The organism is Streptomyces sp. 147326, from assembly GCF_045000215.1.
Lineage (GTDB): Bacteria > Actinomycetota > Actinomycetes > Streptomycetales > Streptomycetaceae > Streptomyces.
The window spans coordinates 8,890,644-8,915,381 of record NZ_CP134201.1 but is presented as its reverse complement, the minus strand read 5'-3'; the positions used below and the strand labels follow the sequence as shown (position 1 = coordinate 8,915,381).

27 protein-coding genes and 2 pseudogenes are annotated in these 24,738 nt (G+C 68.1%); 11 read left to right on the top strand and 18 right to left on the bottom strand.

Translation table 11 applies throughout. The annotated features are described in order from the left end of the window. The first annotated feature begins 1,023 nt into the window (after positions 1 to 1,023). Positions 1,024 to 1,833, top strand: a complete 810-nt coding sequence (locus RIU97_RS41540) for a hypothetical protein (protein WP_404962695.1) — start codon at positions 1,024 to 1,026, stop codon at positions 1,831 to 1,833. Positions 1,834 to 2,532: 699 nt separating this feature from the next. On the opposite strand, the gene RIU97_RS41535 is transcribed toward RIU97_RS41540, so the two are convergent. The 4 genes from RIU97_RS41535 to RIU97_RS41520 all read right to left on the bottom strand — a co-directional run bounded on the left by RIU97_RS41535 (position 2,533) and on the right by RIU97_RS41520 (position 4,354). Then, the gene (locus tag RIU97_RS41535) at positions 2,533 to 2,721 is read right to left on the bottom strand and encodes a hypothetical protein (protein WP_404962694.1); all 189 of its coding nucleotides are present in this window, start codon (positions 2,719 to 2,721) and stop codon (positions 2,533 to 2,535) included. A 269-nt stretch (positions 2,722 to 2,990) separates the two neighbouring features. Further along, positions 2,991 to 3,338: a PRC-barrel domain containing protein gene (locus RIU97_RS41530; protein ID WP_404962693.1), complete on the bottom strand. Its 348-nt coding sequence runs from the start codon at positions 3,336 to 3,338 to the stop codon at positions 2,991 to 2,993. Between the two features lie 419 nt (positions 3,339 to 3,757). Next, on the bottom strand, positions 3,758 to 3,961 hold the full coding sequence (locus RIU97_RS41525) for a cold-shock protein (protein WP_331719018.1): 204 nt from the start codon (positions 3,959 to 3,961) through the stop codon (positions 3,758 to 3,760). Between the two features lie 237 nt (positions 3,962 to 4,198). Further along, entirely contained in the window at positions 4,199 to 4,354 is a 156-nt protein-coding gene (locus RIU97_RS41520; RefSeq protein WP_404962691.1) for a hypothetical protein, read from the bottom strand. A 379-nt stretch (positions 4,355 to 4,733) separates the two neighbouring features. On the opposite strand from RIU97_RS41520, the gene RIU97_RS41515 reads away from it, so the two are divergent. Next, positions 4,734 to 4,991, top strand: coding sequence for a hypothetical protein (locus RIU97_RS41515; RefSeq protein WP_404962690.1), 258 nt, complete (start codon positions 4,734 to 4,736; stop codon positions 4,989 to 4,991). A gap of 23 nt (positions 4,992 to 5,014) precedes the next feature. Here RIU97_RS41515 and RIU97_RS41510 read toward each other — a convergent pair whose 3' ends face one another. Continuing rightward, positions 5,015 to 5,296, bottom strand: coding sequence for a hypothetical protein (locus tag RIU97_RS41510; protein WP_404962688.1), 282 nt, complete (start codon positions 5,294 to 5,296; stop codon positions 5,015 to 5,017). A gap of 1,163 nt (positions 5,297 to 6,459) precedes the next feature. Between RIU97_RS41510 and RIU97_RS41505 the strand changes: the two genes are divergently transcribed. From RIU97_RS41505 to RIU97_RS41495, 3 genes are all read left to right on the top strand, one after another. Further along, on the top strand, positions 6,460 to 6,774 hold the full coding sequence (locus tag RIU97_RS41505) for a hypothetical protein (protein ID WP_404962687.1): 315 nt from the start codon (positions 6,460 to 6,462) through the stop codon (positions 6,772 to 6,774). Beyond that, a complete protein-coding gene (locus RIU97_RS41500) occupies positions 6,767 to 7,678 on the top strand; it encodes a hypothetical protein (protein WP_404962686.1) in 912 nt (303 codons plus the stop codon). Before RIU97_RS41505 ends, RIU97_RS41500 begins: the two co-directional genes overlap by 8 nt. A gap of 687 nt (positions 7,679 to 8,365) precedes the next feature. Further along, complete coding sequence (locus tag RIU97_RS41495) at positions 8,366 to 8,593, top strand: hypothetical protein (RefSeq protein WP_107050552.1); 228 nt, start codon at positions 8,366 to 8,368, stop codon at positions 8,591 to 8,593. A gap of 25 nt (positions 8,594 to 8,618) precedes the next feature. Here RIU97_RS41495 and RIU97_RS41490 read toward each other — a convergent pair whose 3' ends face one another. The 5 genes from RIU97_RS41490 to RIU97_RS41470 form a co-directional block, all read right to left on the bottom strand. Continuing rightward, complete coding sequence (locus RIU97_RS41490; RefSeq protein ID WP_404962684.1) at positions 8,619 to 8,978, bottom strand: hypothetical protein; 360 nt, start codon at positions 8,976 to 8,978, stop codon at positions 8,619 to 8,621. Between the two features lie 1,214 nt (positions 8,979 to 10,192). Next, positions 10,193 to 10,627, bottom strand: a complete 435-nt coding sequence (locus tag RIU97_RS41485) for a hypothetical protein (protein ID WP_404962682.1) — start codon at positions 10,625 to 10,627, stop codon at positions 10,193 to 10,195. Positions 10,628 to 10,922: 295 nt separating this feature from the next. After that, entirely contained in the window at positions 10,923 to 11,129 is a 207-nt protein-coding gene (locus tag RIU97_RS41480) for a hypothetical protein (protein ID WP_404962681.1), read from the bottom strand. 164 nt (positions 11,130 to 11,293) lie between these two features. Continuing rightward, positions 11,294 to 11,452: a hypothetical protein gene (locus RIU97_RS41475; RefSeq protein ID WP_404962680.1), complete on the bottom strand. Its 159-nt coding sequence runs from the start codon at positions 11,450 to 11,452 to the stop codon at positions 11,294 to 11,296. Positions 11,453 to 12,109: 657 nt separating this feature from the next. After that, entirely contained in the window at positions 12,110 to 13,198 is a 1,089-nt protein-coding gene (locus RIU97_RS41470; RefSeq protein WP_404962678.1) for a calcium-binding protein, read from the bottom strand. Positions 13,199 to 13,402: 204 nt separating this feature from the next. On the opposite strand from RIU97_RS41470, the pseudogene RIU97_RS41465 reads away from it, so the two are divergent. Continuing rightward, a pseudogene (locus tag RIU97_RS41465) lies at positions 13,403 to 13,603 on the top strand (DUF6207 family protein); the annotation flags it as partial. Between the two features lie 333 nt (positions 13,604 to 13,936). On the opposite strand, the gene RIU97_RS41460 reads toward RIU97_RS41465, so the two are convergent. From RIU97_RS41460 to RIU97_RS41450, 3 genes are all read right to left on the bottom strand, one after another. Beyond that, a complete protein-coding gene (locus RIU97_RS41460) occupies positions 13,937 to 14,152 on the bottom strand; it encodes a hypothetical protein (RefSeq protein WP_404963128.1) in 216 nt (71 codons plus the stop codon). After that, complete coding sequence (locus RIU97_RS41455) at positions 14,152 to 14,274, bottom strand: hypothetical protein (protein WP_404963113.1); 123 nt, start codon at positions 14,272 to 14,274, stop codon at positions 14,152 to 14,154. Before RIU97_RS41455 ends, RIU97_RS41460 begins: the two co-directional genes overlap by 1 nt. Before the next feature lie 442 nt (positions 14,275 to 14,716). Beyond that, positions 14,717 to 15,508, bottom strand: coding sequence for a hypothetical protein (locus RIU97_RS41450; protein WP_404962677.1), 792 nt, complete (start codon positions 15,506 to 15,508; stop codon positions 14,717 to 14,719). 113 nt (positions 15,509 to 15,621) lie between these two features. Here RIU97_RS41450 and RIU97_RS41445 point away from each other — a divergent pair, with 113 nt between their 5' ends. After that, positions 15,622 to 15,987, top strand: a complete 366-nt coding sequence (locus RIU97_RS41445) for a hypothetical protein (protein ID WP_404962676.1) — start codon at positions 15,622 to 15,624, stop codon at positions 15,985 to 15,987. A gap of 622 nt (positions 15,988 to 16,609) precedes the next feature. Further along, positions 16,610 to 16,708, top strand: a pseudogene (locus tag RIU97_RS41440) (IS5/IS1182 family transposase); the annotation flags it as partial. Between the two features lie 260 nt (positions 16,709 to 16,968). Here RIU97_RS41440 and RIU97_RS41435 read toward each other — a convergent pair. Further along, positions 16,969 to 18,348 (bottom strand): FAD-binding oxidoreductase, encoded by a 1,380-nt coding sequence (locus RIU97_RS41435; protein ID WP_404962675.1) that lies wholly within the window; start codon positions 18,346 to 18,348, stop codon positions 16,969 to 16,971. A gap of 149 nt (positions 18,349 to 18,497) precedes the next feature. Then, positions 18,498 to 20,249: a LuxR C-terminal-related transcriptional regulator gene (locus RIU97_RS41430; RefSeq protein ID WP_404962673.1), complete on the bottom strand. Its 1,752-nt coding sequence runs from the start codon at positions 20,247 to 20,249 to the stop codon at positions 18,498 to 18,500. Between the two features lie 494 nt (positions 20,250 to 20,743). Here RIU97_RS41430 and RIU97_RS41425 point away from each other — a divergent pair, with 494 nt between their 5' ends. Together RIU97_RS41425 and RIU97_RS41420 are read left to right on the top strand one after the other, a co-directional pair. Beyond that, on the top strand, positions 20,744 to 21,754 hold the full coding sequence (locus RIU97_RS41425) for a PQQ-binding-like beta-propeller repeat protein (RefSeq protein WP_404962671.1): 1,011 nt from the start codon (positions 20,744 to 20,746) through the stop codon (positions 21,752 to 21,754). Continuing rightward, positions 21,751 to 22,821 (top strand): PQQ-binding-like beta-propeller repeat protein, encoded by a 1,071-nt coding sequence (locus tag RIU97_RS41420; protein ID WP_404962669.1) that lies wholly within the window; start codon positions 21,751 to 21,753, stop codon positions 22,819 to 22,821. The genes RIU97_RS41425 and RIU97_RS41420 overlap by 4 nt, the downstream gene beginning before the upstream one ends. Before the next feature lie 363 nt (positions 22,822 to 23,184). Here the strand turns inward: RIU97_RS41420 and RIU97_RS41415 are convergent, their stop codons facing one another. Then, positions 23,185 to 23,439: a hypothetical protein gene (locus tag RIU97_RS41415; protein ID WP_404962668.1), complete on the bottom strand. Its 255-nt coding sequence runs from the start codon at positions 23,437 to 23,439 to the stop codon at positions 23,185 to 23,187. Positions 23,440 to 23,672: 233 nt separating this feature from the next. On the opposite strand from RIU97_RS41415, the gene RIU97_RS41410 reads away from it, so the two are divergent. After that, positions 23,673 to 23,894, top strand: coding sequence for a hypothetical protein (locus tag RIU97_RS41410; RefSeq protein WP_404962666.1), 222 nt, complete (start codon positions 23,673 to 23,675; stop codon positions 23,892 to 23,894). 252 nt (positions 23,895 to 24,146) lie between these two features. On the opposite strand, the gene RIU97_RS41405 is transcribed toward RIU97_RS41410, so the two are convergent. Together RIU97_RS41405 and RIU97_RS41400 are read right to left on the bottom strand one after the other, a co-directional pair. Next, positions 24,147 to 24,455: a hypothetical protein gene (locus RIU97_RS41405; protein WP_404962665.1), complete on the bottom strand. Its 309-nt coding sequence runs from the start codon at positions 24,453 to 24,455 to the stop codon at positions 24,147 to 24,149. Positions 24,456 to 24,596: 141 nt separating this feature from the next. After that, a complete protein-coding gene (locus RIU97_RS41400) occupies positions 24,597 to 24,737 on the bottom strand; it encodes a hypothetical protein (protein ID WP_404962663.1) in 141 nt (46 codons plus the stop codon). Between the last annotated feature and the right edge of the window lies 1 nt (position 24,738).

Here is a 24,738-nt window from a genome sequence, read left to right as displayed (position 1 = left end):
ATGACCTGGACGGCGACGGTCAGCCAGCGGGAGCCCGGACCGAAAGCGGAATCCAAAATTCACATCAGCTGAATCGACCCGGCAGCCTCCACGTCACCCCTCCGAGTCGATGACGTCCTGGCAGCCGAGCACCCCGACCTGGCCGATCCTGCAAAGCGAACTGCGGACTCCGGGCGCAACGGAGGCATGCTGTTCGGGCATACGCTCCTCGTTGCGTGCAGCGTGGTGTGCAGGCGGGTGCGCAGGTGTATGAGGGCGTCGAAGTCTGCGATCTGCGTGAACCTGGTCAGCAGGTGGCCGATCAGTGCGTCGTCACCGTCTCCCACCGCCAGCACGATCGCCTCGATTGTCTCCCGAACCGTGGGAGGCAGTCCCGTAGAGCCAGCTGCGTGCCCACCGAAACCGTCCCCTCCCTCTGCGGACAGCAGCCTCACCTCGTTACGCACGGGACAGGTTGCGGCGCGTTGGCACGCACGGTTTCGGCTCCGGGTCGGCGCTGTGTGGTCATGGCCCGATCCTGCGCTCGCCCGAGGTCAGCCAAACTCAGGAAGGCCGGTGACAGATCAGCCCAGCCTGCGCTTCGTGGCGGGCAAGCAGTCTCGGCTGCTCGGGCGGTTTCGACCTCAGCCGCCGACGGGGGCCGGTGGTGTGCAAGCGGCGACCACATCCACCCCAACGACGCCGGCTACCAGCGCATGGCCCAAGCCATCCCCTCACCAGACTCTGACAAGCAACGCCGGCCCCAGTCGCAGCCATGAACAGGCGGCACCGTCAGGGGTGCGGTGATCCGGCGCTGTCGCTTACGGGGGCACCGTCGTCCGGGGCTGCTGAGCGGGGGAAGAAGAGGTCTTCGAGCGCGTCTGCAACGAAGAGGAAGACCATCATCACGGCCGGTAGAAGCAGGGCAAGCAGGATCACAGAACCTCCCAGCAGGTCGGTCTGCGGGCTTCGCGGCCCGGCTCTCAGGATGGGGCCGAATGGCGGAACGCGCACGGTGACCCGGCCCGGCCTCTGCCGGGAGCCGTGCTCGATGTGCTGGAGCACGGCTTCGGCTGGGTCGGACACGTGCAGCTGGTCACCGGACGGCCGGCCAGCGACATCGACAAGGCCGCGGCCGCGGCCGCCATCGAGGACGCGTATGACCTGCTGCCCGGGTCGGTCGTGGTCGACTCCGGCGGCAGCGGTGCGGAAATCTGGGTCTACGAGCGGCCCTCCGCCGCCCGGCACCACGGCGCCACCCTCAGGACTGATGGCCGCCACGGACGTATGGGTGGAGCTGCACAGCGAGGCCCTGGGCGTGCGGATGGTGCGCGCCGACACCGTCAAGCAGGTGTGGTGGGCTGCGAAGCAGCCCGCGTTTTTCACCCTCGCCCTCCAGGGCGGGCGGAGGCCCGCCAGGACGACGCCAGCGCTGGCAGCGTTTTGCGTCGGTCCAAAGCCCACGCCGCGGCCGGGCTCAGCCCGAACTGGATCACCCACGACGGCACCTTCCACCTGGTCGACCGGTCGAACTGGATGCTGACCAACCAGGCCACCTGGCGGGAAATCAGCAACGCCGCCGACCTGGCGCTGGTCGGCGGATACCGTGTGCTCGCCAAATGGCACTGCGTCGCCGCCGCCCAGCGCCCCTGCCCGGACGGCAAGGCCAAGACAGGGTGCGGCAAAGTGCACCTGCAGTGGGACACCCCGCGCCGCATGGACGGTGAAGCCTCCGGGTGGACCAGCTACGACGGCGACGTCACCAGCGTCACCGTCGGCATTTCTTCGGCCCCGCGGCATCAGCCTCCTGAACCTGCCGGGCTGACCCACCTTTCCGCGGCGCGGAAAGGGTGAGCCGCCGGATTCGGCTGCGGAGCTGACCTGCAACAACGCGTGGTGTCCGATTTGAGGGGCTCCCACCTCCGGCAGTACCTCCGGTCCCCTCCGGTGCAACCCTCTGCGCGGGCCGGGGCAGGCACGGCGCGGGCCAGACCGGGTTCCAGCGCCAGGCCGTCCACGCGGCGGCGTCCGCAAACGGCTGGGAACGGTCAGCGAGCATCGCGAGCACCTGGCCGGGGGCGCGTTCCACCGCCTGGTGCTCGGCGTCGGTGACGATGCCGAGCCGCCGTACGTGCACGTCTCGTCCAGGTCCTCCACTGGTGCCGGGTGAGGTCGGGGTCGATGACCAGGTCCACGGCCAGGTCGAAGGTGTCGAGCCTGCGGCCGTGCGGACGGTGGGGCCCTCGAAGTTGATGTATCCGCAGCCGGCGCCCCGCCCCGTCGGGGACGAAGAAGGCATTCATGCTGAGCCAGGCGGGCGGAGGCTTCCAGAGCAGCAGCTCGGTCTCCAGCCACCGGCAGTCCGCGAGCTCCCACTCCCCCCTCGGCATCGCCTCGAACGCCTCGGTGCGTACCGACCGGTCGCCGTCGGGGCGGGCCTTGGCATACCGGGATGTGGCCCCAGCGGGCGAGGGCCTTGGCGATGACGGGGCAGGGGGCGAAGCACCGGCCCGCGAAGCACGACGCCGCCACGAGCACGAGGAATACCACGGCTTACGTCATCCCACCGATGCCGGCGGTGGCGAAGACGGGCGCATAGACGCCGATGTTGTCGCCGCCGTGGGCGAAGGTGACCGAGGCGACCTCCAGCGGGCTCGGCCTGCCCTCCCTGGTGTCTCGTCCCTCGTTCCCGCCGCCCTCGCGATGGTTCTTCCACGCCTGCCAGGCGGCCTTGAGGTCCAACGCGAGCGGCAGCAGACCGAGGTAGGGACACCTGACGCTGACATCACCGCCCAGGATGAACCGCCTCAGCTTGTCAGAACCGGGAACGGAGCACGCGTGCCAGGGCCACGGAGGCACCGGCCTCGGAGCGCTCGGGGTTATCCCCCGGGCGGTGTGCATCCCCCAGTCCAACGACCGGACAGCCATCCGGTTTCAGGCCGGGCCACGCTTCATACCGAACCGGGTTGCCTTCCCTTGCTGCCCCGGGCCTGGGGAGGTCTGGGTGCGGCTCAGGGGCGGAGGGAGAGGTAGTAGTCGCCGACTGCGGACAGGTAGTCGTGGTCCGCTGTCTCGCTGTCAGTGGTGACCCGGGGAGCGGCTTTGATCTCCTCCCTGCTCGGTGCGACCTTCACCGTCTGCTCTTCGGTGTCGATGGCGGTGACGGCGCCGGCCGGGATCAGAACGCTCCTGCCGAACACCCACACACCGGTGTCCACCACCAGGTGCTGCCTGCCGGGCTGGTCCTGCTGGCGGTCCACGTGCCCGATGACCCCGTCCGCCGCCTCCACGGTGAAACCCACCAGCGACTGCCGGGACGTGTATCCGCTGTCCTGCGCGTATATCCACACACTTCCCACAGACCAGTCTCCTCATCGTCGGCAACCTGCCCAGCGGCCTCATCGGCTCGTACCGTCTGCCCTCATTCCCCAGTACTTGCTGGACAATCGAGGGTTGGTGAAGGCCCGCAGGAGGCTTCGAGCTGTGCAACATTCTGACTGACGCGCGGGCCGAGGAGCTCCCGCTGGAGCGTCACCGCAGGACCCCGTACGCCGCGGGCACTGCTGATGGGGGTCACGGCCGGTGCCCTGCGGAAGCCCATCGGTGCGGTAGGCCGGTCTCGACACGGATAAGGGCCGCGCGTAGTTGCGCAGCCCTCATCGCGTGCGTGTCGGTTTCCGCCGAGGCCCCGGGCAGGCTTCCGTTGTTCGGGACGGGCGCTACAGGCTGCCCGGGGAAGCCAAGCCGATTGCGGTGCCCGCAGGCCGGTCGGGGAAGGTCAGGCCAGGCTGATGTTCTCCGCTTGGGGGCCCTTCTGGCCCTGGGTGACGTCGAACGTCACGGTCTGGCCTTCCTGGAGTTCGCGGAAGCCCGAGGAGTTGATCGCGGAGTAGTGGGCGAAGACGTCCGGGCCGCCGCCGTCCTGGGCGATGAAGCCGAAGCCCTTCTCCGCGTTGAACCACTTCACAGTTCCCGTAGCCATGTCTCATGCCTTCCAGTCGATGATGCCTCCCACGACGTGCGGAAGGCGGAGGTGATCGCCCTGGTTCCTGCGGCACAGCACAGCAAAACGCCCACGCCAAGGCGTGGGCAGAGGGAACTTCCGAACCACGACAGCTGGCTCAGACGCTACACGCCCGCACACCCTGTCACCACAGGAAACGGCGCGTACGCCACATAGGGGCGCGGGACCCGCCGGCACCCGGCGGATGCCTCCACCTCAGGCCGCGGCCGCCGGGTCCACCGCTGCGGCCGCGGCCCGCCGGTACTCGACGTTGGCGAACCGGTCTTGCACCAGCGACCCGCGCCGGGTCTGCAACAACACCCCGACGTCCGGGCCGGCCGAGGTGAACAGCAGCGGCGTGCGGGCCGCCACCCGATGAGGATGCCAGCCCTCGCCAGCTCCCGGCGGAGGCCGGCGCCCCCACCTGACCCAAGTCCACGTCGGAGGACTCCACCTTTCCACCGAGGCGGGCCAGGAAGCCGGCGCCTCCACGGCACGGGCCTGGTCGGCAGCGAACGGGCAGGTCAGCCGGCCTCGCGGCTGATCGGCTGCTCCGCCGCGGCGTCGTTGTTCACGGGCTTTACGCCAGCGGGCTTCGCAGAAGGACTCGGCCCTACCGACCAACTCGTCGATGAGCTGGTCGTACAGCCCCTTCGTTGGCTGAGGCTCAGCCGCCCTCGACGGACTCGGCCTCGGTCACGTTGTCACTGGTCATCGATGCATCTTCCTTGAGCAGGAGTTACACCGAACGATGTCCAGTCCCCGACCCTCGTCAAGGAGCGTCGCCGGACCAGTCCCGGCGGCGCCGATCGCCGGGGCACGGCTCGAGAACGCGCCGCGGGTGGAGGACGACCCGCAGAAGCTCTTCACGGAGGCGTGCCTGCATGGGCTGAGCGCCCGGCTGCGCGAGGACGTCGACGCGCTGGACAGCTACCTGCCGCCGCAGGTGGACAAGCTGGCCAGGAAGGTCGCCGAGGTGCTGGAGGAACCGCAGCCAGCCCCCGCGTGACCTCACTCTCTACCGCCGCTTTACTACGCCGCGTTCAGCAGCCAGAAACGGGTAATGCGCAGATTGCCGGGGTTTTTGCGCGCCTTCACCAGTGTCCGGATTGCCGGGGTTTTAATGCGCGCGGCAATGTACGGAACGGATTGCCGGGGTTTTTCGGCGATATCAGCCGCCCTTTCGACCTGTCGTACTTGACGACGAGTGCTGGCGAAACGGCCTACTGGGGTGCGGAATTGGATGGCGCACCAGCCGGCCGCGTCGGGCTCTTCGGGCCACGGCTCGCGAAGCGATGTCACCGCCGACGACAAGGCGCTTGGCCGACCATCGCCGCGGCCTTCCCTTGACCCAGAGCCTGCATCACCCGGGATGCGGGCCTCCCGCGGATCCCAGGGAAGTTCCGGAAGCCGCGCCAACGCCATCGCCCCGGGGAGGCAGAGGCGAGGGCCGGCGAGACATCCGAGGTGCAGTCATTCAGCGCGTGGTGTCGGCTGCCGGCGAGGTGCTCTGCCCTAACGGTCTGGTGTGCAGAGTGGCCAACACGGCTCATGGACGACTCGGAACGGCTCCGCACCCGAACGAGGGGAGACGACGGTGACGAGCTTCTCCCCTGGCCGTGCCGGCGCCGTGGCTGCCGGACGAGACAACCGGACGGCGTCTACATGGAGGGACAGGACGTGCTTGAAGCGTTGGTGGCGCCTCAGTTCGAGGGTGTCCACATGCCAGAGTCGGCCGGTCCCGGATGACGTCAGTACGGTGCAACTTGTGCCTACCGCGGCAGAAATGAGCACGATCCACAGGAGGATGCCTCCCACAGCTGGTCCTTTCAAAGGCTGAGGTTCAAGGGGATGCGCAGGGCCGGGGTCCTGGCGACCCTCGGCATAACGCGGAGGCATATGTGGAGTTGTGCCCTGTCCTCCGATTGCAGCCATGCGCAGCAATCTGCCGGCTCGGCATCTCGATCTATTTACCGATGATCAGTCGGTGGCTGTGGTGGCCAAAGGAGGGTTGACAGGTGACCCGGCGGACCACAGGCCGAGGATCGGCGCGCTTCCGTGGGCTACGGGGCCGTCCGCTAGGCGGGATGCAAGTCAACGGAGCCGGCGATGGGGGCTCAACGCTGAGGGGCAGGCAGGGATGACGGCCTGCGGCAAGAGCCGGCGATATGCATGGACAATCCCGCCGGGCATGAGAGCCGCCGCCGGGGGTGCGCGGCACGCAGCAGGGCCGTCGCGTCGGAACATGCGCGTGGCTGCCCGGCCGGTGCGGGACGGGGTGAAGGGTCCATCGCGCTGTTTGCGCCGGCCGCAGCGCATCGTCTTCCGAGTCGCGGCGTGGCGGCGCGAAAAAGGGGCGCGGCTACTGCCCTCCTGATTGGTATGGAAAACCGATAGGCCGGCGTCAACGCTTATTCGTCGACCACCATCACCCGGATGGCACACACCCAGACCGACACGGAGAGCGTTTATGGAATATGGCAACAGTAAAGCTCCCCGTCTTCCTCCGCAGGACTGCGGAGGAAGACGGACAGGGAGGCAGCTTTCACTCCGGGTCCACTCGGATCGGGAAGTGGATGTTCACTCCGGCCTCCACCGGCTGGGGCGAGACCCGGAACGCAACGCTGGGTAACGAAGATGTGGAAATCGATCTTCGGTACTCCTCCTCGATCTTTGAGGACTTCCTCCACACGATGAGCGTGATCCAGGTCGAGTTCGGCAGTCGGTTGGGGAACACGGCGGCGTCCGCAACGGCTGTCGGCGAGTGCTCGGGTGGCAGCCCCCGTGTATGAGCCGTACGGGTACCCGGACATCCACGGCCTGCATCCCCAGCCGGAGACCTCCGCGTTCTGGGACCGGCCCGAGCACGCACAGCACCCCTCCACCGGGCAACCGCTCGGCGGGCCCGGCGAGGCGCATCCGTCGTGGGATCCGGTGGAGGAACTCGCCATCCTTCTCCAGGAAAGCGCTGCACCCGGGCAACCGGAGCCCTTCACCCGAGTCGGCTTCGACGACACCGGGGTCACCGGTGACACGGTCAGCACCCTCGGCCTCGTCGCAGGGCTGAAGCACACCCCTACCGGGCGGCCGCCCACACAAGCCTCCAGCGGGCACCGCCGGAACCCGTCGAAGCCGCCGACTGTGACCCTGCTGCAAACGGGCAGTGTGTTCACCGCCGTGCTGGTCGGTGCCATCGCCACTGTGGTGAGCATCCTCAGTGGGCTCGCCATCTGCGACGCCCTGCGCCACAGCGCCGCGGCCCACGCGGACCGCGAGGTGGCCAGCTGGTGGCCCCTGCTGATCTACGGCCCCTGGATGGTCGCCTCCCTGTCCATCCTCAGATCGGCCCTGCACCAGCGCCGCGCGCTCCATTCCTGGTCCATCGTTTTGCTGTTCTCCACCCTGGCCACGCTTCTGTGCGTAGCCCAGGCACCCAGAACGATCGCCGCCGTGGCTGCGTCTGCTCTTCCTGCCGTCGCGGCGCTGGCCTGCTTCCAGCAGCTGGTCCGCCAGATCACACTCACGCGACCGCCTCGCCAAGCCGCTCCGCGACACCGAAACCCGACGCCCTCTGTGTCCGTTCCGCTCAGGCAGACGGCCGCGGCCAGACGCAGCCCGGGCAGTGTCCCTCCCGGCTACCCCGCGGAAGACAACAGAGTTGTCCACTCTCCGTCCCACAGTCACAGATTCGGGTAAGACGCATAACGGTCGTACGTGTGGGGCAGTGCCACTCGTGCCAGTCAGTGTCACGGTCCCAGGCTCGGGCAATGGGCTTGGGTTACTCGAGTCCGTACCGTCAGCGGAGTCTGACTGGCCGACAGTCTTGCCGTCGGCGAGATCGGTCCGCCGTCCAAGCGCGGGGAGTGGGGATCCTGGGCGAGCGTCCCAGCGGAAACGGCACTGTCGGACGACGACGCAAGAGGGTCGAGCATCCCATGGGCGGCGACCGCGAAGCACAAAGGCGGTAACAGCCGCTAACTCCGTGGACAACCCGGTCCTTCCCACACGTCAAAGGGGTGCTCGCCTGCACCTTTGAAACGAAGATCGAAACCGATAGTCACGGGCCGTGCGCAGACTCAGCCCGACGGTCTACCCCCCTTGCCCCATCCGAGCCTGGGGCTACCCACCGCGATGCGTCTCGGACCGCACCCCGGCACCCCAGACGTCCGGTCACTGCGGCACATCCGAGCGGCGTGCCGTGGGGAATGGTCCTGCCCGGGCAAGGCGGGCGACTGCCGTCGGCATCTGCAGCGTGTGTGCTGGCCAGGGCCGGCGCACCGGGCAAAGACCACCTCACGGCGACCGACGCGCTCCGGCGCCTCATCCCCGCGCTTACCACAAGAGGTCAGCAACATGGTGTACGAGTTGTCCCACGCTGAACGAATGCAGTACAAGCGGCGTCAGGACGCCGCCTACCAGGCCGGCGAAGAGGCTGTCACCAACCTCCAGGCGGCGCTCGCGCTTGCAGACCTGACCCTTCCCTCCCTGAGCAACGGCGGGCCGGTGGCCGGCCACGGCTTCGTCCGGCTCGGGGGATGCAACGCGGCCTTCGCCAACCGGCTCGCCGAAGTCATCGCCGCAGGTGCCGCGGCTCTGCAGTATCAACGGTGAATAACGCCAGGACACTGGGGCCTTCTCATCCGGGGCTGAGGCCGCTCGCGCGGGCAATGCCATCCAGTTCGGCGGTGATGGACATTTGCTCGTTGTGCCGGCAGGCCACCGCGTCACAGACAGCCCTCGACGCGGCAGTGCCGTGCTCGGCGCCGCCCTCCAGCACCGCGCACCCCGATGTGCCATCAGGCCCCGGGACCTCCACGAGGCGGTGATCCATACGTCCCGTGATCATGACCGCCAACACGGTCAGGTACTCCCGCCGCAGATCACTGGACAGGAAACCGTCGCCCGGCACCGTCAGAGGAGCGGACCGCCCATCTGACAGCAGCCCGCACGTCGCCTGCACAGCTCTCACCAGGGCCCGGAACTGCTGCGGAGACATCTGAGCCCGCAGTGTTTCCAGGTACACGCCAAGGACGTCGAACTCATCACCAGCGCCTTAGCCGTCGTCCATGTTCATGCCTCCAACCCTCCCCAGGCCTCTGCCGCCTACACCCGGCTCACGCAGCACACCCCAGAGGCGAGCGCTCCCTCTGTGTCATGCCATCTGCCCTCAAGCCAAAATCCAGGGGGCTCGGCAGGGCAGCGACCGCATCGTGCCAACGGGCCTCCCCCGGGCCGGGAGAGACGGGATTTCCGTTCAGCCAGGTACCTGGACACGTTTGAAAGAGCTCTATGCCGCAGCGCTCGTTCGAGACGGGCCGCCCCACCAGCGGAGCGGCCCGCTCTGAGGTTTTCCCCAGCCGTGACGGCTCCGGTAGGCACGGCGCGTGCCCCGGCCTCGGACCACCCCGCCGAACCAAGCCACCAAAGGTCATCCGGCCGCGTCTCCAGCGCACCAGGATCCGTAGCGTTCGGGGCAGCGGTGTCAGGCGGGCGCAAGAATCGTTTAAGCATCGTGACCGCTGATCAGCGAAAGTTCTTGCCTCATGTCCTGGGGCAGAGCCGGCTCATGCCCGGTTCCCTCATTCCCACGCAGATCCAGCCGTATGCTGCCGGATCCGGTCGGCATGCCCGCCGCGGCGGCCCCGAAGTCGCAGACCAATCCGCGCCCCTGTATGCGCGGCTCGCAGCGGAGTGGACTGCCCGCGGCGCCACGGTGCCCGGTATACCCGATCCCCTCTGGCAGCGCCTGATCTCCGTAGAGCACTTCGAGCGGGAAACCGAATCCACCCTGCGCCGGCTCCACCTCGCTGCGGACCCGACCCCAGCCTTGTGCCTGCCGGACCCAGATGCCGGCGAATCACGTGAACCACCCACCCGGCACCAGTGAGCCTGCTATCACCCGCGGGCGTTCTAGCCCACAGCCCGGCCCACGGGTCCGTTGAGCCGAATGGTGTGAACGACCAGGACGGGCACTGCCCGTGGCCGCAGGACTGGCAGCGGCACTACCGCGTCCTCCCTGACCTGGTCGACGCCGACGGCATCCTGCCCGACATGCGCGAGGGCTTATGGGCTGCCGCGCTTGGGGCGGCCCGGGCGCGGTCGACGCTGACGCTTCTTCGCGGGCACCGGCTGACCACGAGCTCCACCGAACGAACCGGGCCCGGCCTGTACCCCGGGGCAATCCGGGTACAGACCCGGGCCCGGTCGTCGTCAGTTTCCGAGCTGGGCAACGACCTTGGCGTGGGCGAGGTCATCCCTCTGGGAGGCGAAGACCTCGGCATCCCAGTCCTGCACGACCGCCTGGAGCACCGTCTTGTCGTAGGAGAGCATGCTCTTCTCGCGAAACTCCGTGTACGCCGGGGACCAGACGAACAAGGCGTACTTGGCGCGCTCAGAGCCGTTCTCCTCAGCTTCGAAGCGGCGGTAAGCGAAACGCACCTTCACTTCGAAACTGGTGGAAACGACACGCGCAGCGGCGTCGTCGGTCGCCAACCGGCCGCAGAAGGCGTCGTAGTCCGAGTCCACGCCCACGTGATCGACGGCGAGCTGACGGTGGCCCCCGTAGCCGAAGACGGCCCACGTAAGATCGCCCGCTCTGATCGCTTCGTACGTTCGTTTGATTTCTTCGCCAAGCACCACCGGCATCGGTTTCCTCCTACAGGTTGACTTCAGGGCTCACGTCGGGTCAGACATGCCCAAAGCGTCATGATCACCGGGCGAGATCTCCCCCTGAGCCCTCAGAGAACACTCGATCGGGTAAAGTCGCTCTCCCACTTTTTCGTGATCGGCTACCTACCGGCTCCGGCATCGGTCGTGGCCGTACGGGCAGTGATCCACTCAACCTTCAGCGAGAACGCTCAAGGTTCGGCGCAACAGAACCATCCCGGACAACGACCGCGCCACCCCACCCGACCCGAACCCCGGCACAACAGTTGTTCAGTCAGACCGTCGGGGACGCGGTGTAGTCGTGGCGTTGGTAGCCGCGTCCGTCGCCGTGCCAGTCCAGGAACAGCACCGTATCGCCGAGCGTGGCCGGCCCGGCCCGGTGGCTGATGGTCGCGGTCCGGTAGGTGCCGGTGCGCGCCCCGCTGGACGTGCTGTCCTCCAGCCGATCCTCGAGCTGGGGAAAGTCTCGCTCGGCCACCACGGGGTCGGTGCCTTCGCGGGATTGTTTGACTGCACCCGCAGCTTGGCACCGTCGAAAATCGTCGGGTCGTCCACGGGGTAGAAGCTGGCTCCGTCCCAGCGCACTTCGGCGTACGCGTACACGGTGCCCCCGGACCGGGCCGCGCACGTCCGCACCGTCACCTTCTAGTTGTCTGGCCACGGCCCGTCATAGCTGCTGTCGTCAATGTCCTTCGTGCTGCTCGCGCACTTGTAGGCCGGGGCCGCCGTGGCGGAGGGAGCGGCGGGCGCCGCCACCGCCACGACGGCCACCGCGGCCACCGCCGCGCGCTTGATGGTGCTCATGCCCGGTCAATGCCGGGACCGCGGAAGCGACACGGCCCCGCCCCGAAACCGCCTCGGACGAGCAACACCGCGGCGCCCGGGCGTCGATCGCACGTCCGGTCAGCCGGAAGCGGGTACCGCTCCGGTCCAGGCGAGGACGTCGTCGCGGCGGTAGTCCTCGCGCGTTGCGGGCCGTACGAATCGTGTCGGCCTCGGGGCGGTACCGAGCGGCCTGGCAGCGCAGGGCGGGTGATCAGCAGCTCCGTGGTCCCGTACCAGTCGGTGCGCTGGCAGAGGGTGAGCCAGGCCCGGGCGGTCAACACGGTGATGGTGGCGGCGTCCTCGCCGAACCAGCCGGCCAGAGCGGACTCCAGCTTGTAGGCGAGGGCGACCGCGGTGGGCACGTCCCCTTCCGCGTGCGCGGCCCACACGGCCGCCCACATCTCCCGGTACGCATCGGATTCGAGGAGCGCGGGCAGGGCTGCCGGGGGCGCGGGAGCCGTGGCGATGGCGGGGTCGGGGGCGCGGGCGGTGCGGGATGTCCGGCCGCGGGGGCGGGGGCTGCGGGGTGTTCGGCGGCGTCGAGCACGGTTCCGTCCGGGCAGACAATCATGCTTCGTCGCTACCGATTACGGGACAGACCCCCGGCGCCCGCCTGGCGATCCCCCCACCGTGCCGTCACGGCTGGGAGATGGTCCGATCAACCCTCGCAGTTGGTAGGGGTGTCGCATCGCAGTTGCTGCGGGTGTCGCCAACATCAGCGAGGCAGGCGTCAAAGCCGTTTTCGCCATCGACGATGTCATTGCCTCCGGCGTTGTCCCGGCCGTCCAGAAAGTCGTTGCCGTCGCCGCCGCGCAGGAAATCGGCGCCGGCGGTCCCGTACAGGATGTCGTTGCCGCCTCGGCCGAGGACACTATCGTCGCCAGAATTGCCGTCGAGAGTGTCGTTGCCGTCACCGCCATCGACATGGTCGTTGCCCTCGTCGCCATCGATAAGGTCGGCGTCGGCTTCGCCGAAGAGGTGGTCCCTGCCTCTGCCGCCGCTCATGCGATCGTCGCCAGCGCCGCCTCGGAGTGTGTCGAGGCCGGCAGAACCGCGCAGATCATCGTCGCCATCACCGCCGACGAGGGTGTTGTTGCCGGCTGCGCCAGCTTCGCCAAAGCTCTCATCAAGGGTGTCGTTTCCCGCCCCGCCGTCCATCCGATCATCGCCGCTCCTCCCGCTCAGGGAGTCATCGCCGCCGGCCCCGTACAGGGTGTCGTTTCCCGCCCCGCCGCCGAGGTCGTCAGCGCCGTCACTGCCATAGAGGGTGTCGTCACCTCCCTCCCCGATGAGCGAATCACCGAGCGGGCCGCTATTCCCGCTGTCGAGGATGTCGTTGCCCTCGTTACCGACGAGGAGATCATCGCCGTCACCGCCGTCAAGGAAGTCGGACCCCCTACCACCGTCGAGGCGATCGTTGCCGCCACCTCCCAGCAGCGTGGCGGGAACGCCGATATTCGACTCCGCGATCACACTCGCCGCGAGCCGGATCCGGTCGTCTTGATCCCCACCTTCGACGTAGATGCGCCTGATGGACAGCAGCCCGCAGCGTACGGCGCTGTTCGTCCCAGGCACCGGCCTACATCCGGGACCGGCCGTGACGGTATCGTTGAAGTCCCGAACCTCCAGGTAGGGGATGAATCCGACGACCACGCGCGTGATCGCAATTTCGTTTGCCTTGCCAGATGCCACCACAACGCGCAACGTTCCATTCGTGACTGCCACCACCCCAGTTAATGCTTGCGCTGGTCCGGCAAAGTACAGCGATTGGACCAGAGCGAGGGGTGTGAGCAGGCTGACGTAGCCCCAGGGCTTTCTCATGTAAGATCTCTTCTTTCGTAGACGGTGCCGAGAGCAGGTCACGCTCACGGATCGCTGTCAAGGGAGAGGCATGACCGCTGGTGCTCATTCCATGGACTCGTCAGATCAATGCTTGATTCCTTGCGAGTCAGCAAAGCGGCGGCACTAGGGCCGACGGCGAACCGCTCCCTTGTTCTCACCGTCGGAAGGGAATGGAGCGGATCGAACGAGCAGCACATTGCCGAGCCCGGCCTGGTCGTTCTGGACATCACCGGCGGCGACGAGGACACCGTCCGGGCGGTCATGGCCACGCTGGAGGGGCGCTGGGCAACCTCGGGCATCGTCCCGGTACGCCGGGCCAACTGCGGCCAGTCCGCCCCGACCGTCAGCACCGCCAGAATATCGTCGCCCCGGTGGCCCCGCAGCCGGTCGGCCGACCAGCCCGGAGCCAATCTTCTCCGCGTCCTCGCCGAGCTTCTGTCAGGCGCCTCTGAGCGGCGCGGCGGACCGCGTCGGAGATGGCCATCGCCAACCAGTAGGCCATCATCCCCGCGGTCTGGGCCGCTTCCCCGAGCGCCTCGGCGAACGGCTCGGGCTCGGGCGCATACGTCATCGGTAGCAAGCTCCCTCAATCACGGCCGCGGGCGGACCACGGCCCCGGCCTCAGCGCCTGGCCTGTGCGGAAGAGAGGGTGGTGGTGCGCGGGAGGTACCGGGTCACTGCGGCGAGGAGGGCGTTGGCCCGGCCGGGGACGACGGTGGGGCGACGGCGTCGGCGCAGGGCGGCGACGACGACCGCCTCGGAGGTCCGGACCAGGGCGGCCGGGACGTTGGTGTGCAGGCCGGGGCGGGTCGCGGTCGGTCCGGGGCAGAGGGCCATCACGTGGCCATCACGTAGACCCCGCGGGGCCTTTGCTCGTACCAGAGCGCTTCGGAGAAGGACGCGGCGAAGGCCTTGGTCGCACTGTAGACGGCTTGGCCGGGTTGCGGGGCGAAGGCCAGGGTGGAGGCGGCGGGAGCCGCCCGCTGGGCCAGAACCGGCCTCTATCTCGCCGTTCAAGGCCCCCAAGTCCCCGCCCATGACCGCCCGCCTGCACACCATGTCCGCCCTCACCTCATGCACAGGGCTATTTGGTTCCCCCCTGCCCGGCTGTCCCCCATACCCGAGGACACCCGAGCGGTACAGAGACCGGGACAGGTCGGAGAACAACAGCGCTCCGGTCAGGGCACGAAAACATGCAGGCGAGTCCCCACCTGACAGGCTCGCACCCTCACAGATGCATCGCTTGTCCCTGTCTCTGCTCCGCCGCCCTGCTCGCGGCATCCGGATTGCGTCACCATCCGCCCCGACCCGCCGCTCTCCCCTATGTCCTATGCCCCGTCGGCCGGGCAGCCGGGCGCGAAGCGGCCTTTCGGCGACGCGTGGGATATCCAGCTAGCGCGATCACATATAGGTAACGGACAATTCATACTCTACCTCAATTGCGAACAATCCGCCCGATTCTGCCGTTTTGACACTGCCGGGCCGATTCGCTACTTTTCCGCCTTTTCCAAATGGGATATCCATGGCGACCAAAGGGGAGTAACTGCCATCATCCGGATTGAAAATATCATCCTCCTCGAGAGCCTGCACATAAATGGCTACAACGAGGCTCTGCGCGTCTATCGCTTTGGGGCCCGATATTACCTGATAGGACAGAGCCTCGTCCGCACCCTTCTCTTTCTCCACGATGAATAGCTTGGAATCGAAGTAGCCAAGCGTGTCTCCCCCCTCGGCGAACGTGCAGGTAAATCTGACCTGCCCCGGAGCTGCCTCATCGATGTTTGTGAATATCACACGGGTGAGATCGATAGCGACTTTGCGCTGCAGCGTTTGGAACGGGTCGCTCAGCTGGTCCCACCCACCGGATCTGTCGACGACGACCAGCCGGGAGTCCATCGCATTACCCGGCAGTAGAGGCTCAATCAGCATGTCATGACGGGGGGAGAAGACGGGGTCGCTGTCGGAGCCTATAATCGAGGCGAATTCTTGAAGGCCATCGGGATTCTGCAGTGGCGCAAGGTGGCCCACATCGAGGAAGGATACGGTGTCCTCGGCCGTCGTGACGGGGGCGCCAGCGCCACCAGGGGTGGCGCCTGTGGTCACGACAACCCCCAGGTACGTGCCTCCTAGTACTGGCTTTGGGTCGGCGATTAGCTTTGTCCGTTTGAGCTTGGAGATGGCGACAGCCGCCACTTCGCCTGCGGGCTCATTGAAGGTTGACTTGGTAGGGTCGACCTGAATTCCTTTTGGAAATACGCGCGCCCTGTATGTAGCAGGTCGGCGACAAGGGCGACCAGCTGCTGGACGTGACCAGCGGGCAGGCCCGCGCCGCCACCGCCATGCCGCCGGGGATGCGCGCAATGGACTGCACCTTCGACCGCGGCCAGACGCTGGTGTGCACGCACGGATTCGCGGTCGTGGCCGTGGACGCGGCCACCGGCAAGCTGCTGTGGGCCCTCAAGGACGGTGAGGGGGACCGCAAGCCCCCGGCAGTGACCGCGGTGTGGCACGGGCGGGTCTACGGCCGAGGCGTGGGCGGTCCCGTCGTTCTCGACGCACGGACGGGTACGGACATGCCGACCAAGCCCGAAGCCGCGCCGCTTCTCCTGAACGAATACGCAGGGCTCGTGCTCGACGACAACCGCCTGTTCAGTTACCCGGCCGGCGGCTGAATGCTCCCACTTCTGCGCAGTGCGTCAACGGATGTACCGGTTCCGAGGCCGCCTACCGGCCCATGGCCTCGAAGAGTTGGTCCCGGCGAACGGTGACAGAGGCGGCCTCACGGCAGCCACACGGCAACCGCAGCCACACGGTCGTGTCCGAGCGGGTCGCGAGTTCCGTGGAGCCGTCGCCGAGCATCAAGTCCAGCTCCCCGAACGCGAACGCACCCCGGACGTCCCACTCGGAGAAGCCGCGCTCGGCTGCCCTGGCCATCAACAGTTCATGGGCCTCGATGCTCTCCGCGGTCTCCTCCCCGGCGCCCTGGGTGACGTTGAACGTCCGGCCCCGGCACGAGTAGCAGTCGACCTCCGCCGACTCCTCGCCGTCCCAGTCGTCGAGGAGGTCGTCCTCCTCGTAGGTGGCGTGGATATCGGGACGGCACCCGTCGTGCGCGGCACGACCACAGCCCAGGCAGACGCTGCAGAGCGTCTCCACGATCAGGGCGACCGCCCCGTCCGGGAGGGGCTTCTCGTAGGCGTGCTCGTAGAAGTCCTCACCGAGGCCTGTCGCCTGGCAGTCCGCGCATGGGGCGGCACCGCCGAGGTCGGGGGGGGTATGGCACGAACACGATGAGCTCGGCAAAAGAAGAAGGGCGCACGAGGCGGCCAGCCCGTCAGCCACGACGCCGACCTCTACAAGGAACGGAATACGGTCGAACGCCTGATCAACAAGTGGCTGGTCCAGCAGTACGCCGAGATCGCGCTGCAGTCCCTGGGCACCAAGGGCATGACCGCCCCGGCGAAGGGCACCGCAGACAAGCCCGGCCGCAAAGTCCGGCAGAAGGCCGGCCTCAACCACGCAATCTTGGACGCCGGGTTCGGCGAGCTGAAGCGCGAGATCGCCCAAAAGGTGGCCTGGCACGGCACCACCATCGCCCGCGGCGGCCAGCCGCATGCGGTCGTACGCTGTTTGCCACAGCCCTGCCGGGACCCCTACGGAGCGATGTTGTGGTTGAGCCGGAACAGGTTGCCCGGGTCGTAGCGGCGCTTGAGCTCGCGCAACCGACCCGAATTCTCACGGTAGTTGGCGCGTACCTTGCCCTGGTCGTCGCCGTCCATGAAGTTCACGTAGCCGCCGCCGTCGGCCGAGTACGGCTCCAGCGCCGCGTAGTAGCCGCGGATCCAGTCCTTCTGGGCCTCCATGTCCTCCCGGTTGGTCATGGTGAGGTTGAGCGCGGTCGAGAACCGGGCGTCCCGGTAGGAGAACGCCGTGTCCGTACGGCCGACCCGCCCGCACGCGCCGTCGATGGGGAAGACGATGGTGACGCTCTGAATGGACGGGGTGGCTGCCCCGAACTCGACGTGGGCGTCGATCAGGCCGTCCGGTAGGTCCTCACTGAACGTTCCCTTCCAGTAGTGGAACAGGCCCGGCGGCACCAGCTCGTCGAAGAGCGTGTTGATCACGGGGTACGGGATCCGGCCCACGTGCTGCCCCAGCACCGGGCCGAGCTCTGCGAGCATGGCCCGCACCCGGTCGTCCTGGTCCTCGGGGCCAGTCCAGCACAGGATCACCCCGCACACCGGCCGCCCGTGCCAGCGCTCGGGCAGGAACGGGACGGGCGGGCCGAGCCCCACCGCGAGGACCGCGCCGAGCTCCTCCGCCGAGTCGGCGATCAGCTGCCGGTAGCGGCGGATCACGTCGCCGTCGAGGGGGTAGAAGGTCGGCCCGCCGAGGATGTCACCCGCGGGGTGCAGCCGGTACTCGAAGGAGGTGACCACGCCGAAGTTGCCGCCTCCGCCGCGCAGCGCCCACAGCAGGTCCGCCTCGCGGTCCTCGGCACAGGTGCGGAAGCTGCCGTCGGCGGTGACGACGTCGGCCGAGAGCAGGTTGTCGCAGGCCAGGCCGCAGCACCGGGCCAGGTAGCCCATGCCCCCGCCGGTGGTGAGGCCGCCGATGCCGGTGGTGGAAACCATCCCGCCGGTGGTGGCCAGGCCGAAGGCGTGGGTGGCGTGGTTGACGTCGGCCCAGGTGCAGCCGCCCTGGGCGCGGGCGGTACGGGTCTGAGGGTCGACCCGGATTCCCCGCATCCGCGCGAGGTCCAGGACGACGCCGTCGTCGCAGGTACCGGGGCCCGCGACGCCGTGGCCGCCGCCGCGCACGGCGAGGGTCAGGCCCTGGTCGCGGGCGAAGCCGACCGTTTCGATCACGTCTCCCGCATCGGCGGCGCCGACGACGACCGCCGGGTGCTTGTCGTGCACGGCGTTGTAGACCTTGCGGGCCTCGTCGTAGCCGGGGTCGCCGGGTGCCGCGACGCCGCCGTGGACGGTCTCACGCAGTCGCTCCACCGGTGGGGCAGTGCCAGTGGTGGTCATGGCTGCCACCTGCCTTCGGTCGTTCCGGGAGTCCTGCTTCCGTTGTAGGCGCCGCGCCGACGGCCGCGCATCCCCGGAACTGCCCATTCCGGCGGTCGTGGGGCATGGGCGGAACAGCCCATGCCCCCGTCGGCCGGGGTCCGTGGCGCTCAGACCAGGCCGTGCGTGTACGCGTACGCGGTGGCGGCGGCCCGGGAGGAGACGTCCAGCTTGGCGTAGATGTTGTTCACGTGGCGGGCGACCGTGTGCTCGCTGATCACCAGCTCGGCGGCGATGGACCGGTTGGTCCCGCCCCGCGCGACCAGGCGCAGCACCTCCGTCTCCCGCAGGGTCAGCTCCCCGGAGCCGCGCTCCGCCATCGCGTCGAGGAGGACGGCCGCCCGGCGCGCGTCCGGTACGGCGCCCAGTCCGTCGAAGGCCGCCCGTGCAGCCCGCAGCTCCATCCGAGCACCGTCCAGGTCGCCCGCCGCCCGGTCGGCAGCGGCCAGGGTCATCCTGACCTGGCCTGCCTCGTACGGGACCGCCAGCTCCAGCCAGAGCCGCAGCGCCCGGCGCAGCAGGGCCAGCGCTGTCGGGAGGTCGCCCTCGGCGAAGGCCACCGTGCCTTCCGCTGCCGCGGCGCTCGCGTGCAGGGGGGTGGTGGCGGACGCGCGCCGCCGCTGCCAGGAGTCGGCAAGGCGGGCCAGCTCCCGCGCCGCCCTGCGGGCCTTTTCGAGCCGGCTGAGGGCGAGGGCCGTCTCGGTGCGGGCGGCGAGCAGCCGGCCCCGTTCGAGCAGGCGGCCGTCCCCGAGGTCCTCGGCCGCCTCGCCTGCCCCGGTGGTGCCGACGGCACCGGGCGCGCCGGCTGCGGACGTGGGCAGCCACAGGGCGGCGGCCGCGGCTTCCGCCCTGCCTTGGGCGAGCCGGAGCAGGGCCAGGCCGGGCTGCGGGTCGCGGCCGAGTTCGTGCGCCCGGCCGTAGGCAGCCTCCGCCTCGGTGTACGCGCCGCACCGCCGGTGGATCTCGGCGGTCAGGTAGCAGGCCTCGGCGGCGATCCGGGGCTCGTTCGGCAGCAGCTCCGTGCAGGTCAGCTCGGCCTCGTCGAGCGCCTGCGGCCAGGCTCCGCGCAGCTCCAGCACCTCCACCCGGTGGACCCGGCACAGCCCGCGGAAGTTGTTCTCGCGGGGCATGGAGGCGCACCAGGCCATGGCCGCGTCGGTCCACTCGACGGCCCGCGCGAAGTCGGCGCAGGCCATGCACTGCTGGAGGCCCAGGCAGTAGATCCAGCCGGTGTAGAAGGAGCTGAGCTCGCCGGCCGCAGCGGCGCACATGGCCTCATCGAGCAGCGCGAGGCCGTCGGCGACCCGGCCCTGGGCGAGCAGGACGGCAGCCTGCGCGTGGATGCTCATCGCGTACAGGTCGTTGCTGCCGCACCGCCGGGCGACGGCGGCCATCCGCCGGGCGGAGGCCGTCGCCTCCTCGAAGGCGCCGCGCTCCTGGGCCTCCTGCGCCTCGACCCAGGCCAGGAAACACTGTTCGGCGCATTCGGGTGCGCCGTCGAGCTGTTCGCGTGCCCGGCGCAGCCAGCCTGCGGCCGACCCGGACCGTCCGGCGAGCCGGTGCTCGTAGTAGAGCATCCAGGCGCAGTATCCGGCCTGGCGGGGGGCGCCCGCGGCGGCGTAACCGGCGTACGCGCGGGCCCGCGCCGTGAGCGACTCCTCGACCCGGCCGGTCCACCAGGCGGCGTCGGCGAGCGCGGCGAGGTCATCGGGGCCCAGCAGCCCGGGGTCCAGGCCGTCGAGCAGCGCGTACGCCTCGCCCCACGCTTCCCGGGCGATCGCGTCCTGTGCCTGCCGGACGGTGTACGCGGCCGCTTTCGGCGGCGCCGTCGCCCGTGGCTGACTGCCCACGCTCACCAGCATAGGAGCGGCGCAGAGGGTCGCATCGCGGACGGGAGCCGTCCGCGAGCCGGGTCCGGGTGGCGACGCGGCGACGCGGCGACGCGGCGACGCGGCGACGCGGCGACGCGGCGACGACGGCAGGTTGCTGACGCAGGAACCCGGCGGCTTGTCCGATCGTCCAGCGGCCCGGAAGCCGGCGGTGAGACCCAGGATCAGGGGCTCGAGAGCGCGCAACACGGGCGCGGCAGGAACGGCGGTGTCTTGGGCTTTCCTGCGGAAGGGCCCGCCCTGTGGACATCCCGTCTTGATCGGGTGCTCGTCGGGGTGGCGGGCGGAGTGATGAAGCCGAATCGTCGGCAGAACCTGTCCCCACGGCAGACCGAGAGCGCCAGAACCCGCCCGCGCGTGCTGCCGGCAGCCGTGGCACCACGCAGCGGCGCCCCCAGAGGGACTTCCTCGTCGTCTTCGCGGTCTCGACCGCAGGCCTAACTTGCCTCTGCCTGTTAACGCTCATCGTGGTCTGGAAGCTGGGAGGAGACGCCGAGGGCAACGTGGGCGGGGTTGCTCCGCAGTGGGAGCTGGCGCTCTCACAGCCCTTGCAGCAGCAGCCCGTACTGGACGGGGTGGTGGTCACCGCGGCGTGGCACGGTGAGGTCTACGGAGTCGACACGAAGTCAGGCCGCCGCATGTGGGCCGTTCCGACCAAGGACATCAACAGCCAGCCGGTAGTTTCGGGCGGTCTCGCGCATGTGTACTCCTGGAACGGGGAGCTGACGACGATCGACACCCGGACGGGAAGAGTCACGTGGACGAACACCGGCGTCCTCGATTCTCTCGCTGCTGACAACGGCACCCTGGTGACGGGCTCCGAGACAGAGGTGGCCTCCCTCGATCCGGGCGACGGCAAAGCGCGGTGGACCACCAAGCTGAAAGAGAAGATCGTCGGGAGCCCCGCGCTGACGAAGGACACGGTCTTCGTCAGCGACAAGAACGGTGAGGTCTACGCCCTGGACCTGAACACCGGGACGACCCGGTGGAGCAAGCCGTTGCTGGGCATCAGCAACGACCAGGGGCCCGTGACAGCCGGTAACACCGTGGTCGTGGCCACCGGCAAACAGATCGTCGCCCTGGACACCGGCAGCGGGAAGGAACTGTGGCGCCGTGACTTCGTCGTCGCCGGTCGGAACCTGCTGGCCGCCTCCGGATTGCTGATCTTCAAGAACACAGCCGGTGACGACGAAGCGCTCACCGCCCTCGACGTAAGCGACGGAACGCAGAAGTGGTCCCGGGTGAGGAGCAAGACAGGCGATGCCCGGGTCGACGGATACCTGTCGGCCTCAGCCGACCGCCTCTACGTCGCGTATGACAGCGAGAAGCTCTGCGCCCACCGGATCACCCACGGCACCCTCCTGAACTGCTTTCCCGGCATCAACGACCTGCCCGGCTCCGCGGCGACGTCCGATGGCGTGTACGTCAACAGCCACAACCAGCGCCTCTACTACCTCCGGAAGGACTCCTTCGGATGAGGACCCTGCCGCGGCTGCTCACACGCAGTCTTCTCACACTGCCGGCCCTCACCCTGACGCTGTCGGCCTGTGGCAGTGGCCCTCCTCCCGAGGAAGAGATCTCGGATACCCCTGTGTGGACGACATCGGCCACGGGAAAACGCACCTGTCCGCAGTACAGCGAAATCGATAACGCCTTGTTCGATGTAACTCCGTCCGAAGTGACGATGCGGGACGCAGCTACAGGCAACACCCGATGGACGCAGAAGCAGGAAAATGCGTCATGCCCACTGGTGACGAAAGAAGCCGTATACGTCACCATCAAGGGCAAACTCCTCGCTCTAGACAGAGGGACCGGGAAGGAAAAGGCAGCGCTCGAAATGCCTATGTCGGAGTCCCGCGTCCCTCCGGTGGCCACTCCCTCTGGTGTGCACGCAGGATTCAGCGGAGACATCCTGACAGCAGACATCCAGCTGCAACGCGAACTCTGGAAGCACGAAGAAACGTCAGACATGTGGATCGATGAGACCGAGGCCTCTAATGACACTCTCGTCATGGCGACCCACAATGGAAAAGTAAAGGCTTTGTCCGGCAAGGACGGACACCTTATCTGGACCTATACAACGCCGACGTATGGAGAGATCGACGCAACGATGTCTGTTGATGACGGGCTCGTCTACTTCGCTTCAGGAGACGGTTCCCTGTATGCCGTGGATGTGACCACCGGGAAGGAAGCCTGGGACACCAAACTCAATGAAATAGACGCATGGACACCGAATCTAACCGGCAGCATGCTGATCACGGGCGGCGGTGAATACTTGCACGGACTCGACAAAAAGACCGGCCAGAACATCTGGAAAAGAAAAATCTTTCCCCAGGTGTTCATTGCCGCCGCCGACCAGGTCATCTACGCGACCGAACCGAGCGACGGGAAGACATGGGTCACGTCACTCAACGCCGCAACAGGCGCCGTCAACTGGAAATTCTCCTCAAGCTCCAAAATATTTTCCCTCGCCATCAGCTCGAGCCACTTCTTCGTATGGACTGAAACAGAAATCAAGGCATACGAACTCACCACACCCAAATGACTTTTCCAGCCCTGTCAGACCGGCCGGAGACCACCGGCAGCACCCTCTCCTCTGGAGGCGGCAGCAGACAGCCGACCAGAATATGGATCCGGCGGCGGCTGCCCACCATCGGTGTCCTTTGTCGAACCGGGTACTCCCCCAGCAGACACGCTGCAGGAGCACTCTCATTAGGTGACCGTCGGCAGATACGGCCGTGAGTTCCATGGGTACGGCGATCCTGCCGTGGGCCAGGCGACGCCGCGGCCTCCGGCCGGGGCCAGGAAGTCAGGGTGAATCCTGGCCGGTTGGCGGCCGCGGGCCGGCCCTGCGCCGCCGCCGGTTCGGCGCTGCGCCCGCAGCTCCGCCCCGGCCCTCGTTCGAACATCACCAGACGTTTTCCTGCGGGCAGACCTCGGCCAGGAGCTCCAGCAGATGGGCCGCGACCGGTTCGGGCTCACCGCGCCGCACCCAGCTGTAGACGGCAGCCCCAGCCGTCGCATCGACGTTCTGCAGCACATACCCGTCCACCAGCCCGCGCGTACCGGGGCACTCCCGTACCCGGATCTGCCGGGGCCTCCCATCCTGCTCGGCCATGACCTCGACGACCTTGCGCTCCGGGCCGTCCCGAAACTGATACACCCAATATGTCCGCATATGGCCATTGTTTCCATTGCCACGCGCCGCCGTACATCGGACACCCCATGGGCGCTCAACTCTCTCCGCGTAGCCCGCCGACCTCCGCAGAGCGGCGTCCGGTCGCCGGGCAAACGGGTGCACCGATGGCCGCCGGCGCGGCTGTGGCCACGCAGTGGGGAACCGATGGACGGTGATGCCGGGACCGGCCCGGCACACCGTGAAAGAGGAGCCGCACGATGGAGCAGTCTGAACTGGAGAGCAAGATTCAGGCGCTGGAGACGGGTCTGGCCGTCCAGGAGGCGTCCATGGCGGGGGCGCAGGCCACGCAGGCGGCGACGCAGGCGGGGATGACCTCGACGTTCGGCGCGACGCAGGCCGGGACGTGGTCGGTGATGGCCGTCGGCAGTGTCTCGCTGGTGGTGGGGATCTTCCTCGGCCTGGCCATCGCCAAGGACTGACGACCGGCCCCGCCCTACCGGGAGCCCGCCGTCCGGTTCTGCGCCGCCCTCTGCCCGGCCTATGGCCGGTCGGGGGGCGGCTCGCTGCGAGGTGGCCGGGCCCCGGCAACAGACCCCGGTGTTCACCTCACCCGATGAACGTTCCCCCGGGGCGAGCGGGTGAAGACCGCAGCGGCCTGGGTATCACCCGTTTGCGAATCCCCCACCGCCACGAGGAACCCGAACGCGCAGCCCGCGCCCGTCGGCCGAAGGTCATGAGTGGTCGTCGTAGTGGTCCCGGCTGCCGGACTTGGCCAGCCCTCGGCTGATCATGTAACCGAAGGTGAGGATCACGATGTAGAGCCAGGCCCGGTCGGCGCGGAAGTAGTCGAGGTGACCCTCTTCCGTGCCCACCACCATCGAGGCGATCAGGACCGCAACCACACAGGCGATGTAGACGAAGAACTCCGTCGTCTTCAGCGCCGACTTAGTCTCGGTCGACAGACGGCGCGTTCCGCGTCCGGAAACGTCGGCACCGGCGGGGCGACCCGCAGGGGTACCGGCCGGGTTCGCAGTGGTCATGGCAGGTGTCCAATCCGTTGTGCGGAGCACGTAGTGCACTCCACGAGTCGGGATCACGCCAAGATCGGCGCCGTCCCACCGGAGCGACTACCCCAAATGGGAAGAATGAACATCACATAAAGAAGATCATGATCCTTGAGCTCATCGGACCTGAGGACGGAACGAAGTCGGGCGCGGGCGCGCGAGCACCTGGAAGAACTGGACCGCGCGCTGGAACGACTCGAACGGGGTGAGTACGGGCAGTGCGAAGGCTGCGGCGAGCTCGATGAGTTCCGGAGTCACC